This is a genomic window from Chitinophaga filiformis (assembly GCF_023100805.1).
Taxonomy (GTDB): Bacteria; Bacteroidota; Bacteroidia; order Chitinophagales; family Chitinophagaceae; genus Chitinophaga; species Chitinophaga filiformis_B.
The window spans coordinates 932,312-947,522 of the sequence record NZ_CP095855.1; the positions used below are offsets into that span (position 1 = coordinate 932,312).

Consider the following 15,211-nt stretch of genomic DNA (forward strand, 5'->3'; position numbering starts at 1 on the left):
TATCCCATGGTTTCGACTTGATCCGTTAAAAGACGGATTAGGTGGGTTAAATCTAATTCAGGATCATTTTGTCCCTACGGACAAATTTCAATAAACAAGGCGATATGATCAGGCCTAAGGATAGACGGGCAGGATCTTAGTGCCCTCTTGAAGTCTTAATCTGTTCATTTCATCGAAAAGTGATTTCGGCTCTTTTATAGAACTGTTCTATGTCGTGGTAATTTCAAAAAGTTACGAAGAAAGCTTTGAGTGGGATAAGATAGCGGAGAATTCTTGCACTTATATTGCACTAAAAAAAAGGCTTCAAGAGATTTCCTCTTAAAGCCTTATCTGTTTCGTGGTGTGAGGCGGGATCGAACCGCCGACACAAGGATTTTCAGTCCTTTGCTCTACCAACTGAGCTACCGCACCATCTTTTTTTTGTGTCCTTCTCGTGAAGGGATTGCAAAGATAAGCAAATTAAAAAATAACTTCCAAATTTTTATGCAACAAAACTTTTAATTTCTTCCAGAATCCCATTCCACAGCACGTTTCGTTGTTCCAATGCCTTCTTTGAAGCCTGTGCAGCCTGCTCCCATTTTACCGGATCATTGCCACAAAGTTCCTGCACCATTTCCATGCCTAAATGGCTGTGATGATCACCATCAACTTCAATATGTCTTTCCAGGTAATATTTAAAGAGGCTGATCTGTCCCGGAAATTGCCTGTCCAGGTCTGTCACCAGGGCGAGGAACATATCGGGAATAAGGTCTTCACGGCCGAAGGTAAATACTGCCGCCTGCACGTGTACAGGCGCAGTAGCGATCAGGTCGAATGTATATTTTACAAAAGAACGTACCGCAGGTGGCAAGGTGTCCAATACTGATGCAATTGACTGTCCGTCACGTAACTGCCGGAGGCAGTCAGATATGCCGGAAATATCTGCACCTGCCTGTTCCATTGCCTGCAGGTACAATTCGAAATGACTGACACGGGCGCCATCGGGAGCCACATCACTTTCTTCACCGGTCACGATCTCGTTGATAAGATAGCGGGTGGCGGCACTGCCTTTCGGCACCCAGGGAATATCTGTACAGGTGAGGTGCTTTTGCAATGACTTCAGCAAAGACATGAAATCCCACACTGCGAATACATGATACTGCATAAAAGTGCGGATATCTTCTATGCGTTGCATTTCGGAATATAGCGGATGTTGTATAATAGTCTCTCTGATAGGAGCAATGGTTCCTTTAATGTGTGGTATGCCAGTCATGTATGTTTAAATTCAGCTATTAGTTTCCATATTCCACCAGGAACTTGATACGCATGAGTTTCAGCTGTTCGATAGTATAATCGCTTTCTATCAGCTCTTCCCGTGCCAGTGCAAGACTGGAGGTTTCGCAACCCTTGAAATATTCCATGATCTCATCCTGCGCGTAATCGTCCAGCTCTTCATCCAGGCAATAATCCAGGTTTAGTTTAGTACCGCTTGCTACGATGGTCTCCATTTCATCCAGCAATTGAGGAATGGTCAATTCCTTATTGCGGGCAATGGTTTCAAGCGGCATTTTCTTATCAATGTTCTGTATGATGAACACTTTCAGACCGCTCTTATTCACCACGCTCTTCATCACGAAGTCGTCTGGCTTTACGATATCATTCTCTTCCACATATTTGGAGATGACATCCACAAACTGCTTACCGTAGCGGATAGCTTTACCCTTACTTACGCCCTGGATCTTTTCAAGTTCCTGTATGGTTGTAGGGTATTGGGTGGCCATGTCTTCCAGTGATGTTTCCAGGAATATCACAAAAGGAGGCAGGTTCTTTTCCTTGGCTACCTTTTTACGCAATTCCTTCAGCATTTCGAACAGCACGGTGTCTGCTGAGGCCTGGCCTTCAGTAGCCACATCATCTTCTTCACCGCCTTCTTCTTCAAACTGGTGGTTTAAAGACACCATGATGGAATACGGCTCTTTCAGGAACTTGCGTCCTTTTTCTGTGATCTTCAGCAGGCCGTATTCTTCAATATCCTTTTCGATCAGGTCTTCCAGCATCATCTGGCGGATGAGGGAATTCCAGAAATGAGCGTCAAATTCCTTACCCTCGCCAAATACTGCCAGCTGGTTGTGCTGATAGGTAGTGATCTGAGGATTCACTTTTCCGGTGATGATATTTACCACATAATCGCTGCCAAAACGTTCTTCCAATGCTTTGATGGCATTGAGTACGATCACAACCCTGTTTTTAACTTCTATCTTTTCCTTCGGATTCCGGCAGTTGTCACAGGCATTATTACACTGCGATTCCTCATACTTTTCACCAAAGTAATGGAGGATCACCTTCCTGCGGCAGGCAGAACTTTCTGCATAAGCCACCGTTTCATTGATGAGTTGTGCACCCATTTCCCGCTCACTCAATGGTTTATCGCGCATGAGGTGCTCGAGCTTCTGTACGTCTTTATAAGAGTAAAAACAAACACAGATGCCTTCCAGTCCATCACGACCCGCACGCCCTGTTTCCTGGTAATAGTTTTCCAGGCTCTTGGGAATGTTATAGTGAATAACAAAACGGACGTCAGGTTTGTCGATGCCCATACCAAAGGCGATAGTGGCCACTATCACGTCCACATCCTCATGCAGGAACATGTCCTGGCGCTGGGCGCGGGTACCCGCATCCAGTCCGGCATGATAGGCAACAGCTTTAATGTTGTTGGCTACCAGCATGTCTGCCAGCTCTTCAGTGGTTTTACGATTAAGCGTATATATAATGCCGCTTTTACCTTTATGTTGGTGAATAAACTTGACAATTTCCCGGATCGTCTGGTCCTTTTTGCGCTTGGGGCGGATCTCATAATAGAGGTTCGGCCTGTTAAAAGAAGACAGGAATACCTGTGGATCGCGGAGACCGAGGTTCTTTACTATATCGCTCTGCACTTTAGGCGTAGCAGTGGCCGTCAGGGCGATAATAGGAAGATTGCCATTGATCTGTTCTATCATCTCTTTCAGGCGGCGGTATTCCGGACGGAAATCATGACCCCATTCAGAGATACAGTGTGCCTCATCCACGGCAATGAAAGAGATCTCGAGCTCTTTGAAGAAATCCAGGTTCTCCTGCTTGGTCAGCGTTTCAGGTGCTACATAGAGCATCTTGGTCTTGCCGGCAAGCAGATCAGTCCGTACTTTTTTTATCTGTGCTTTTGACAGGGTAGAATTGAGAAAGTGCGCCACATTATCTTTACTGCTGTATGAGCGGACCAGGTCCACCTGGTTTTTCATTAAAGCAATAAGAGGGGATACTATCAGCGCGCAACCCGGACTCATAAGAGCGGGTAATTGATAACATAAAGATTTTCCTCCACCGGTTGGCATAATTACAAAAGTATCTTTACCGGCAAGGATGCTTTTGATGATGATTTCCTGGTTCCCTTTGAAGGAATCAAACCCAAAGTGTTCCCGTAATGCATCGATCAAACTTACCTTTACAACAGCCATTGCATTCAATTTTAAAACAAATAAACTCTAAAGAAAGTAACAAATTATGGATATTGTTTATGTGTTTTTTAGGGGACACGAAGTTAACTAAAAATGCGCTGACCGGCAATTATTTTATGAGCTTCAGGCTGTTCTGACTCATCCTAAGGCCCGTTCAGCTTGAGTTTACCGGCTTCATGAGTACCCGGTGGGGAAAACGGATAGGGGAGATGGGGAAAATTCCGCCCCCAAGGGCCCCTTATTATAAAATAAGGCAATATCATAGGCTTAATCTGCTGAATCCTAGTTAACTTTGTGACTGCCCATGAAAAATAGAACGGTTATTAATATTGCCGAAGTGGCGAACCGGACACTGAGCCTGGAGGCGGCAGCTGTCTCAGAGCTCCGGCAGTACATCAATAGTGATTTTGAACAGGCGGTTGAATTGATTGCACATTGTGCCGGACGATTAGTAGTATCCGGCATAGGTAAAAGTGCAATTATCGGTCAGAAGATTGTAGCAACCCTGAATTCCACTGGTACTCCTGCGATTTTTATGCATGCTGCGGATGCTATCCACGGGGATCTGGGAATGATCCAGGAGGAAGATGTTATCTTATGTATTTCGAAGAGCGGTAATTCACCCGAAATAAAAGTACTGGTCCCACTAGTGAAGAACTTTGGGAATAAGCTCATAGGCATGGTGGGGAATATGGACTCTTTCCTGGCCCGGGAATCAGACCTGGTATTGAATACCACCGTCAGCCAGGAAGCCTGTCCAAATAACCTGGCGCCTACCACCAGCACTACTGCCCAACTCGCAATGGGGGACGCGCTGGCTGTTTGCCTGATAGAATGGCACGGATTTACGGCTTCAGATTTTGCGAAGTTTCATCCGGGCGGCACACTGGGTAAAAAATTGTATCTGAAGGTGGGCGATTTAAGCCGTCTTCATAAAGCGCCACAGGTACAAAGGAATAGTTCTTTAAAAGAGATCATTGTGACAATCTCATCAGGCATGCTGGGCGTAACAGCCGTACTGGAATCAGACGAACAGCTGGCCGGAATTATCACGGACGGAGACCTTCGCCGTATGCTCGAAAAGGGAATACCGGCAGAAAGTGTTATCGCAGAAAATATCATGTCCCGGCATCCGAAAACGATCCAGGAAGATGAATTAGCCATTAATGCCCTGGAGAAGATGAGGGAACATGATATTACACAACTATTGGTTTTGAGAGATAAACGATATATTGGCATCATTCATTTACATGATTTAATCAGGGAAGGAATTATATAAGATGACAGCTGTGAACAGGCATTTTTACGTGGCCATTATGGCCGGGGGAATAGGTAGTCGTTTCTGGCCCTATAGCCGCACTGATCACCCCAAACAGTTCCTGGATATTCTGAATACCGGGAAAACGTTATTACAATGGACCTTCGAAAGGTTCGCGCAATTTATTCCACATGAAAACATTTTCGTAGTCACACATCATCATTATGTAGCAAAGGTCAGGGAACAACTTCCTGAGCTCCCGGGGGAAAATATCGTCAGTGAGCCCTCCAGGAAAAATACAGCTCCCTGCATTGCGTACATTTCACATAAGATAAACAAGCAGGATCCTAAAGCAAATATCATCTGCGCACCTGCAGATCATCTGATCATGGATCCTATTGCCTTCGCCAGTACCTGCCTGAACGCATTGATGTTCGTACAGAAGCACAGTGCCCTGGTGACGCTTGGCATCAAACCAACCCGTCCCGATACCGGTTATGGCTACATCCAGTTTGAAACACAGCAGGTGGCCGATAATGTGTACCCCGTAAAGACATTTACAGAAAAGCCTAACCTGGAACTGGCAAAGACATTCCTGCAAAGCGGGGACTTCCTCTGGAATGCCGGTATCTTTGTATGGAACGTAAAAACAATTCTCACCGCCTTCAATAAATACCTGCCGGAGATAGATGAACTGTTCCTGCAAAGCACAGGGAAGCTGAATACTGCAGAAGAAAAGAAAGTGATAGAGACGATCTATCCACAGTGTACGAACATTTCTATTGATTATGCCATCATGGAAAAGGCCGATAATGTATATGTGATCCCTTCCAACTTCGGATGGAGCGATCTGGGTACATGGGCCTCTGCATATGAGAACCTGGATAGAGATGAGGATGGTAATGCAGTACAGGGCAAGAACGTTATGCTGGTCGATGCTACCAACTGTATGGTCAAAGCGCCGCAGGAAAAACTACTGGTCATACAAGGCCTCGATGAGTTCATCGTGGTTGACACTTCCGATGTGTTGCTGATCTGTAAAAAAGAGAACGAACAACAGATCAAGGAATATGTGGCCGAAGTAAAAAGAAACAAAGGGGAAAAGTTCCTTTAAATTATAAAAGACCGGATGATCAATTACGGATTACATGTTTTAATTTCAGACATTGATCCGCAATTGATCATCCGTTTTTTATGTCAAAACTTCCTAACGTAGGCACCACCATCTTCTCCATCATGTCTGCGCTTGCTGCGCAACACAAAGCCATCAATCTTTCGCAGGGATTCCCCGACTTTGATTGTGATGACCTGCTGAAAAAGCTGGTAACTGAAGCGATGGAAGATGGATATAATCAGTATGCTCCCATGCCGGGTATTATGCCGCTGAGGGAAGTGATCGCCCAGAAGATCGAAAACCTGTACGGCCAGCAGGTAAACCCGGATACAGAGATCACCATCACGCCTGGCGGCACATATGCGATCTTTACCGCGATTGCTACGTGTATTGGTCCCGGTGACGAGGTCATTATATTTGAACCGGCTTACGACAGCTATATCCCTAATGTACGCGTAAATGGAGGCGTGCCGGTAATGATCCCCCTGTCTTATCCCGATTATAGCATTGACTGGAACCTGGTACGGAGTAAGATCACGCCACGTACAAAGATGATCATGATCAATACCCCGCACAATCCTACTGCCAGTATTATTAGCCGGGAAGACCTTGAAGAGCTGCAAAAGATCGTGACTGAGCATAAGCTGCTTGTCTTATCTGACGAAGTATATGAGCACCTGATCTATGATGGGGAAGCTCATCTCAGCATACTTCGCTACCCCGAATTGCTGCGGAATAGTTTTGTAACCTTCTCCTTCGGAAAGGTTTTCCATAACACCGGCTGGAAAATGGGCTATTGTGTGGCCCCAGCACATCTTATGGCAGAATACCGGAAAGTACATCAATACCTGTGTTTTTCTGTGAACACCCCCATGCAGTACGGACTTTCCCGCTATCTGCAAACGCCGGAACATTATCTTTCCCTGCCGGGTTTCTACCAGCAGAAACGGGACTATTTCCTGGAACTGATGAAGGATACGCGTTTTACACCACTCCACTCAAAAGGCAGCTATTTCCAGCTGATGCGCTATGATCGTATTTCCAATGAAGGAGATAAGGATTTTGCCACCCGTATTACAAAGGAATTCGGCGTGGCCAGTATTCCCGTATCGGCATTTTATGAAAACGGAAAGGATGATCATGTGCTGCGTTTCTGCTTTGCCAAGAAGAAGGAAACACTGGAACAGGCGGCAGAAAGGCTCAGAAAGATATAGCCTGGCATAAAGAAAAAAGCCACTCCTGAAGAGGAGCGGCTTTTCCTTTGTATATGACTACAAGCATGGCTTGTCAACAGTTGTAGGTCCTTAGGCCAATACTGCCTCAGGAACCTCTTTGAGCGCCTCACTACCTATCACCAGGGTGTCTTCATGGAAGGTTACCACACCTGTTTCTACATTATACACAGCGCCGATAATGCCGATCTCTCCGTTCAGGATCATTTCACGCAGAATATGGCTCTGCTCCATGATAGCCTGTACGGAACGCTTTGTATGAATGTCTGTCACTGCGTCAACAAATTCAGGATTTGCAGACGTTCTGTTTTCTTTGATCGTCTTTTCCGCATACACCGCCGGGGTGATCTTACCCAGCAATCCGGTCAGGTTACCCATTTCCACCTTATCGCAGGCGCCCTTGATAGCACCACATTTTGTATGGCCCAGCACAACAATAAATTTCGAGCCGGCGACCTTACAGGCATATTCCAGACTGCCCAATACGTTCTCGGAGATCACGGCACCAGCCAGACGGATGCTGAAGATGTCTCCCAGTCCCTGGTCAAAAATGAGCTCTGCAGAGGTACGGGAGTCCATACAGCTTACGATAGCCGCCATTGGCCACTGGCCGTCGCGGGTCTCATTTACCTGCTCCAGCAGGTTGCGGTGTAGTCTCAGGTTGTCTACAAAGCGTTCATTGCCTTTTCTGAGAAGTTCATAAGCCTGTGCCGGAGTAATATTTGCCTGGGATGCTTTATTTAATGTTTTCATTTTTTTCAACTTTTACTGTTTTAAGAATTAGTTCTTTCTTTCCGCAACTATTTTAGTTCAGTTGCAGCTCTTTCAATAATTGTTCATGATTACCGGTTATGGTATGAACATGACCACTGGCGATCTTTTCCTGGTGCTCAGGAGAAATGTTTTCCGTATTTGGAAGTTTGTATTCATCCCTGAACCCGGTGAGGATTACAGTAATGTTCTTCTGAGCGGCCTTTACATCTTTGAACTCACGGATAGTTTCCAGTACATCAAAGTCTATATAGGTGGTCTTGCTCGCGTCTATCACTACTGTGGAGTTTTCCGGCATATGATCCAGCGTCAGCAGGATGCTTGCCTTATTCAGGAAGGACACTTCCTGGGCCAGTTCCAGGATGATGCTGTCGCCGCTCCTGTATTTTTCCTTACGGAAGAAGTATGAGCTGCGGATATTACCGCGTAAGATGGCGATCACGCTAACTGCCATACCAAGGGCAATACCGATCAGCAGGTCTGTAAATACGATGGCCACTACTGTTACCAGGAATGGAACCCACTGGTATTTACCATTCTTGAACATCTCTTTAAAGATGGAGATCTTACACAGCTTGTAACCGGTTACCAGCAGTACAGCGGCCAGGGTAGCCAGCGGGATCTTATTTAACAGGGACGGTATAAGTGCAGTACACACCAGCAACAGGGAGCCGTGTACAATAGTGGAAAGCCTGGTACGGGCGCCGGAATTAATATTCGCAGAAGAGCGCACGATCACGGAAGTGATAGGCAAACCACCCAGCAAACCGCTGACGATGTTACCGATACCCTGCGCCTTCAGTTCCCTGTTGGGGGAAGAGTACCTTTTCAGCGGGTCCAGTTTATCGGTCGCCTCCAGGTTCAGCAGCGTTTCTATAGAAGCTACAATTGCGATAGTAGCCCCAACGATCCATACATCCTTGTTGGTAATGGCGCTGAAATCAGGCATGTTGAATTGCCCGATGAAGGAGCCGAAGTCCTGTGCCACCGGCAGATTTACCAGGTGACTGGGAGCAACTGCCAGGACGCTGCCGGTTGCTATAAAGAGCGCATTCAGACCCACGCCTACCAGTACCGCTACCAGTGGTGCAGGAATCACCCCCAGTTTCGGGATCTTGTTCCAATAAAGGATGATCAGTATGGATACCAGGGTAATTAATGTAGCTCCGAGGTGAATATGGTTCAGCGTGGAGAGCAGCGCGGTAAAGCTGTTGTCTCCATCTAGCTGGATAAAGGCGAAATCTCCCTCAGAATCGGCATCATATCCGAATGCATGCGGCAGCTGTTTCAGTATAATGATAATACCGATAGCCGTCAGCATGCCTTTGATAACGTTGGACGGGAAATAGTTCGCGACAACACCGGCCTTCAGCAGTCCGAGTATCAGCTGCATGATACCTCCGATAACAACGGCCAGCAGGAAGACGTCAAATACGCCAAACTTGGTTATAGCGGTAAGTACTACAGCCGTAAGACCGGCTGCAGGGCCGCTTACGCTCAGTTGAGAACCGCTCAGTGACCCTACCACCAGGCCACCCACTATACCTGCAATCATTCCGGCAAATAAAGGAGCTCCAGAAGCCAGGGCAATACCCAGGCAAAGAGGTACCGCGATCAGAAATACAACAAGACCGGCGGAGAAGTCACCTTTCACGTTGGAAAATATAGATTGCCTGCTCATAGTCAGAAGGATTTTAAAAACGCAATGCGTTCAAACAGGGAATAAGTATGCCTATACTACGTGGCATAGTTACGTTACTCCTGTTAAGTGAATGAATATTGATATTGGTAAACGCAGCGCAGTACGCGCAGAAAAGCAGCAGATTACAGTAGCGATATGCCGGAATAGCCTCTTACAGGCAATACCGCCATATGCTAAAGCACAATATTATTAACAATTGGGTGGGGGACAGTGTATTTCGCGGGTAGGACCCTGGGGAATTTCCGCAAAGAAGTTATAATGAAGACTTTTTATCAGCAATGAAGGTGCAAACTGGAGTGTGTTGTCGTTATGCAGGAACTTTAGTTCCTTACCCAGTTTTATGAGATCGCAGCAACCGCCATCTTCTACCGGATGTTCCTCCACGATCTGATTATTGAACAATAGTCTCCCCATCTCCTTGATTGGAAGGAGCTGTGTGCACATCAGTGCCAGGAGAAATATGCCAATGATTCTTTTCATCGTTCCGTACAAAAATAGCTAAGCCAATGTCGACTTTGTAAATATACTATTTAAAAAAATGTTAAATCCCCTTTTATGATGAATGGTGGCGGCCTGTAGCGCTGCAAATGGGCGTTGTCTGCTGATTGGCATGCCCCTTTCGCTCTCCCGGAGAAGAGACCGCTTATAGTGAGATAAGTGTATAGATAGGCTTGAGTTCCTATATCTTAATGTCTCCACAATGTGATATAGACGTTATCTAAAGGGTACTTATATATCCCCTGGATATAGAGGTGCCGTTAAGATGACCTCTAAATGATCATAGAATAACGTAGTAGAAGCGAAGGTACACCGTATCTCAAGGCCTTCTTAATAATATATCAGGGGAGATGCTGAGCAGAGAAGGTTAACCCTGCCCGTCGGAACGTTGCCTGGAATGCACCCGAAATACGTTCATACAAGTCTAATGCCACTCATCACAAAAGGGAAAATTCAAAAAGGTAACTGAAAACACGTCCTAATGCCCTGCCATAGAGGGAATAGGTATAAAAGATGGTAATATCCTAAGCAAGTTATTTTGTTTTATATGGTATTGTGTATTGCATAGTAGTATAAAATGCCTATCTTTACATTGTAAATATCAAAAACCACCATTAGAAATGTATAGGTATCATTTTATTCATAAAGCTCACTTGCCATGAATATAGATAACACACAGTCACAGATGAGAAAAGGGGTGCTGGAATTCTGCATTCTCTCAGTCATCAAGCAAGGAGAAGCTTATCCTTCAGACATTATAGAAAAAATGAAAGAAGCAAAGCTGGACATCCTGGAGGGCACCCTTTACCCGCTACTTACCCGACTTAAAAATGCGGAATTGCTTTCTTACCGATGGGTTGAAAGCAGCTCAGGGCCGCCGAGAAAGTATTTTTCCATGACCGAAAAAGGAGAATTATTCTACAAGGAACTGGAAGCAACCTGGAACGAGCTGGCGAACGCGGTCACACAGCTCACAAGTAAATAACAAAAAGTACCATCCAAATAAACCAAAACCTAAAATAGAGACTCGAAATGAAAAAGATTATCAACATAAACCTGGCAGGCCGCCTTATCGCTATAGAAGATAGCGCTTATGAGATATTGCGGCAATACCTGGATAGTCTGGCGCGGTACTTCGCCCGCGAAGAGGGTGGGGATGAGATTGTGAGTGATATTGAGAGCCGCATAGCCGAACTGTTCCTGAACAAGCTTAAAACAACGCATTGTATTACAGATGAGGACGTACAGTCTGTAAAAGCGGCCATGGGAACGCCTGAGCAGTTTGACGACGCAGGAGAAACCAGCCAGCAGCAACCGGCAAATGACCCGGTATACGATAGCATACGTCCCCGTAAAAGGTTATATCGCGACCCCGACAGTAAAGTACTGGGCGGTGTGTGCGGTGGCCTGGGCGCTTACCTGAACGTAGATCCGGTAGTTTTCCGTATCATATTTGCCCTCCTGGCCATCGGTGGCTTCGGTTCCGGCATCCTGGTATATTTCATCCTCTGGGTAGTAACTCCTGAAGCCAACACTGCAGCTGAAAAGCTGCAGATGCGCGGGGAGAAGGTAGATGTGAATAACATCAGGGCTACCGTACAGGACGAGTTGAACGCGGCAAAAGGTCATCTGAAGAACTTCGGAAATGACATGAAAAATTTTTCCCAGGGCCGCGGAAGACAATTTGGAAGTGATATAGAAAGGATCTTTCGTAACCTCTTTGAAGGTTTAGGAAGAGTCCTGCTGTTACTGACCAAGGGATTCTTTTATTTTCTTGCGGTAGTGATCCTCCTGGCGCTGATCGGTGTCGGAATTGCTATCACCGCATCTTCTGCGGCCCTCTTCCCACTTAAGAACCTGATTCTGGCTGGTCCCTTACAGAACCTGCTGCTCTGGGTGTCCATTTTCTTCCTGATCGGTATTCCTATCGTGGCGCTGATCATATTCTTTGTACGTAAAGCAACCGGCATAAAAGAGGCTAACCGCTATGTGGGGTACACCCTCAGCCTGCTCTGGTTTGCCGGATTGATCTCCGCTATCGTATTGATAGTTTCTGTAATAAAAGACTTCCGCACCGGCAACACTCCTATAAAAGAAAAATTTGCACTCGTGCAACCTTCTGGTGGAAAGTTAGTCATTAAACAGGCGGATGATTTTACCGGCATCGACGAGATAGAGTTTTTCGATGATATTTTACGCGTAGCCGAAGACACCGTCATCATCAATACGGCCAGGATAAAAGTGGAAAAGAGCGACACAGACAGTTTCGAAGTGTATGTTGAGCGCTACTCCCGTGGCAGAAGAGTGTCTCAGGCAAGAGAACTGGCAAGGGAAATACAATACCAGATCGTTCAGAAGGATTCCATTCTGTATGTACCCAGTGGAATATCCATCCCTACCGATTCAAAATTCAGAGGACAACATGTGAGAGTTATCGTGAAAGTGCCAGCCAATAAACATATAGTGATGGACAAAAGCCTGAACTATTATAATAATCACTGGGACAATGACGACGACTGGGATGAGTGGGGACATTACCGCGAAAGAGGCCAGGTGGAGTTTAAAATGAATGATAATGGCCTCCCTGAAGATCTTAACCAGGAGCATCATAACGATTCCAACAATGACGGCACCCCTGAAAACAAGGTGGATTCCCTGGAAAAGAACTACCGCTACAAGGGAGGAAAACAGGAAAATAAAACACCTGTAGAAGACAGCGGCTCAGACAAAACCCCGGCGGCAGCGCATAGTGAAGTTGCCCTGGACGGGATGAGCGTGATCGCCTACAGTTTTTATAAACTGATTAAGTGATGGGATTGTGAATCTGGAGAAAAACTTTGTCATCACAATAAGTTCAATAGTTAAAGAAACATTACCACGGTTTTTACCGTGGTTTTTTTATGTCCCATCTTTTTTCCCGATCCGACACCGGCCCTGCCGTATTAATTCATAGTTTTGCTTTTTTAATCGTTTATCAGGACAAGGCTAAGGAATGCAGGCAACAAAAAAAGCAACGATCAACATTGCGCTGGTAGGTAATCCAAATAGTGGGAAAAGTTCGCTCTTTAATGCGTTGACGGGTCTGAATCAGAAAGTTAGCAACTTTCCGGGCGTAACTGTCGACAAAAAGACGGGGGCGGCCACCATTTCGCCCAATCTGCAAGCCAATATTATAGACCTGCCCGGTACTTACAGCCTTTATCCCAAAAGCGCAGACGAGTTTGTTACCTACGATGTACTTGTAAATCCTGCCGCCGGTGAACAGCCCGACATGATCCTCATCATTGCCGATGCGGCAAACCTGAAGCGGAACCTGCTCTTCTGCTCCCAGATCATGGACCTGAAAATTCCTGTCATTATCGGCCTTACCATGATGGATATTGCCCGCAAAAAAGGGGTTGAGATCGACGAGGCTGGTCTTGAAAGAGAATTAGGTGTGCCCGTAGTGACCATCAATCCCCGTAAGAACAAGGGAATATCCGAGCTGAAGAAGATGATCGACCTGCTGGCCAGGGAAAAACAATCCGTTCAGCCGCGCGACTTCATTGACAGCCAGGCCCTGGCGCCCGAGGTGGTAAACGAGATCAGGAAATATGTGCAGGTAAAAAGCGACTACGCCGCCCTGCATGTAGCGGTAAACCACCATGAGCTGCCATTTCTGAACGGCGGACAGAAACTGGCCATTACCAACATCCTGCAAACATATAACTTCAATAAGACCAAGGTACAAGCGGAAGAGATCATGCAGCGGTATGCCAAGATCAAGCATATCATGAAGAATTCCGTGGTGGAAGCCGATCCTTTACAAAAGCAGTTGCAGACAGAAAAACTCGACAATCTGCTGCTGCATCGTTTCTGGGGTTATGTGATCCTGCTGGGTATTATGTTCTTTATGTTCCAGTGTATATTCTGGCTGGCCTCCTTCCCGATGGACTGGATCGAAGCCGGGTTTGGCGCAGCAAGCGGCTGGCTCACGGATGCTCTTCCTGCCAACCAGCTGACAGACATCCTTGTGAACGGCATTATTGCCGGCCTGGGAGGGATCGCGGTATTCATACCCCAGATCATGATCCTGTTTGCCTTCATTACTGTACTGGAAGATACCGGTTACATGGCAAGGATCAGTTTTCTGACCGACAGGTTGATGAGACAGGTGGGGCTGAACGGGAAATCGGTGATGCCACTGATAAGCGGTGTTGCCTGTGCTGTACCCGCCATCATGGCAACCCGTAATATTGAAAACAGGAAGGAACGCCTGATCACTATACTGATCACACCTCTTATGAGCTGTTCCGCCCGTCTGCCCATTTATACTGTAATGATTGCGCTGGTGATACCCAATAAACCGGTGCTGGGCTTCCTGAACCTGCAGGGAGTAGTGATGATGGGATTATACTTAATGGGTTTTGTCATGGCCCTGCTCATTGCTGCCATACTGAAGTTATTCATCTCTATAAAGGAAAAAAGCTACTTCATCATGGAGCTGCCTGTATACAGGGCGCCCCGCTGGGCGAATGTTGGCACTACCATGGTACAAAAGGCCAAGATCTTTGTGACAGACGCCGGTAAAGTGATCATGGTCATCTCTATTATACTCTGGTTCCTGGCCTCTTATGGTCCTAAAGACAGAATGCAACAGGTGACCGCGCAATACGAACAGCTGAAAACTACCCATCCCGAACAAAAGGAACAGCTGGATATGGAGATGAAATCCGAAAAACTGGCAAATTCCTATGCCGGCGTATTAGGACATGCCATAGAGCCGGTGATCCGCCCGCTGGGGTATGACTGGAAGATCGGGATAGCGCTGATCACATCTTTTGCAGCCCGCGAAGTATTTGTCGGTACGATGGCAACCCTCTACAGTGTAGGTGAATCTCCGGAAGATGACGACGCTACACTGAGGGAAAAAATGAGCAGCGCTACCTGGAGAGATGGCCGCCCGGTATACACCCTGGCCAGCGGCATCTCGCTGATGTTGTTTTATGCCTTCGCCATGCAGTGTATGAGTACCCTGGCCGTTGTAAAAAGGGAGACGAAATCCTGGAAGTTCCCGGCAGTACAGTTTGTATACATGACAGCACTGGCATACCTGTTTGCCTTCGTTTCTTTCCAGTTGTTGAAATAAGTCGTAGGTAAGGGGCACGCAGTGAAATACCTTAT

The 15,211-nt window shown here is 46.4% G+C and carries 11 protein-coding genes and 1 tRNA gene; 6 read left to right on the forward strand and 6 right to left on the reverse strand.

Features of this window, described 5'->3' with window-relative positions:
• Positions 1-338: 338 nt before the first annotated feature.
• The 3 genes from MYF79_RS03855 to recQ all read right to left on the reverse strand — a co-directional run bounded on the left by MYF79_RS03855 (position 339) and on the right by recQ (position 3,473).
• Positions 339-411, reverse strand: a tRNA-Phe gene (locus tag MYF79_RS03855).
• Between the two features lie 70 nt (positions 412-481).
• Positions 482-1,252 (reverse strand): DUF3050 domain-containing protein, encoded by a 771-nt coding sequence (locus tag MYF79_RS03860; protein WP_247812643.1) that lies wholly within the window; start codon positions 1,250-1,252, stop codon positions 482-484.
• Positions 1,253-1,271: 19 nt separating this feature from the next.
• The gene (gene recQ, locus MYF79_RS03865; RefSeq protein ID WP_247812644.1) at positions 1,272-3,473 is read right to left on the reverse strand and encodes a DNA helicase RecQ; all 2,202 of its coding nucleotides are present in this window, start codon (positions 3,471-3,473) and stop codon (positions 1,272-1,274) included.
• A 304-nt stretch (positions 3,474-3,777) separates the two neighbouring features.
• Between recQ and MYF79_RS03870 the strand changes: the two genes are divergently transcribed.
• The 3 genes from MYF79_RS03870 (at position 3,778) to MYF79_RS03880 (ending at position 7,059) form a co-directional block, all read left to right on the forward strand.
• Positions 3,778-4,752: an SIS domain-containing protein gene (locus MYF79_RS03870; RefSeq protein WP_247812645.1), complete on the forward strand. Its 975-nt coding sequence runs from the start codon at positions 3,778-3,780 to the stop codon at positions 4,750-4,752.
• Between the two features lies 1 nt (position 4,753).
• Entirely contained in the window at positions 4,754-5,845 is a 1,092-nt protein-coding gene (locus MYF79_RS03875) for a mannose-1-phosphate guanylyltransferase (protein WP_247812646.1), read from the forward strand.
• Positions 5,846-5,925: 80 nt separating this feature from the next.
• A complete protein-coding gene (locus tag MYF79_RS03880) occupies positions 5,926-7,059 on the forward strand; it encodes a methionine aminotransferase (protein ID WP_247812647.1) in 1,134 nt (377 codons plus the stop codon).
• A 90-nt stretch (positions 7,060-7,149) separates the two neighbouring features.
• On the opposite strand, the gene MYF79_RS03885 is transcribed toward MYF79_RS03880, so the two are convergent.
• From MYF79_RS03885 to MYF79_RS03895, 3 genes are all read right to left on the reverse strand, one after another.
• Positions 7,150-7,830, reverse strand: a complete 681-nt coding sequence (locus tag MYF79_RS03885) for a carbonic anhydrase family protein (protein ID WP_247812648.1) — start codon at positions 7,828-7,830, stop codon at positions 7,150-7,152.
• 52 nt (positions 7,831-7,882) lie between these two features.
• A complete protein-coding gene (locus tag MYF79_RS03890) occupies positions 7,883-9,529 on the reverse strand; it encodes a SulP family inorganic anion transporter (protein ID WP_247812649.1) in 1,647 nt (548 codons plus the stop codon).
• Between the two features lie 210 nt (positions 9,530-9,739).
• Positions 9,740-10,030 carry a hypothetical protein gene (locus MYF79_RS03895; RefSeq protein ID WP_199654428.1) on the reverse strand — a complete coding sequence of 97 codons (291 nt, stop codon included), beginning with the start codon at positions 10,028-10,030 and terminating at the stop codon, positions 9,740-9,742.
• Between the two features lie 676 nt (positions 10,031-10,706).
• On the opposite strand from MYF79_RS03895, the gene MYF79_RS03900 reads away from it, so the two are divergent.
• The 3 genes from MYF79_RS03900 to feoB all read left to right on the forward strand — a co-directional run bounded on the left by MYF79_RS03900 (position 10,707) and on the right by feoB (position 15,176).
• Positions 10,707-11,033 carry a PadR family transcriptional regulator gene (locus MYF79_RS03900; protein WP_106600155.1) on the forward strand — a complete coding sequence of 109 codons (327 nt, stop codon included), beginning with the start codon at positions 10,707-10,709 and terminating at the stop codon, positions 11,031-11,033.
• A 47-nt stretch (positions 11,034-11,080) separates the two neighbouring features.
• Positions 11,081-12,859, forward strand: a complete 1,779-nt coding sequence (locus tag MYF79_RS03905; RefSeq protein WP_247812650.1) for a PspC domain-containing protein — start codon at positions 11,081-11,083, stop codon at positions 12,857-12,859.
• A 181-nt stretch (positions 12,860-13,040) separates the two neighbouring features.
• The gene (gene feoB / locus MYF79_RS03910) at positions 13,041-15,176 is read left to right on the forward strand and encodes a ferrous iron transport protein B (protein ID WP_247812651.1); all 2,136 of its coding nucleotides are present in this window, start codon (positions 13,041-13,043) and stop codon (positions 15,174-15,176) included.
• The last annotated feature ends 35 nt before the right edge of the window (positions 15,177-15,211 follow it).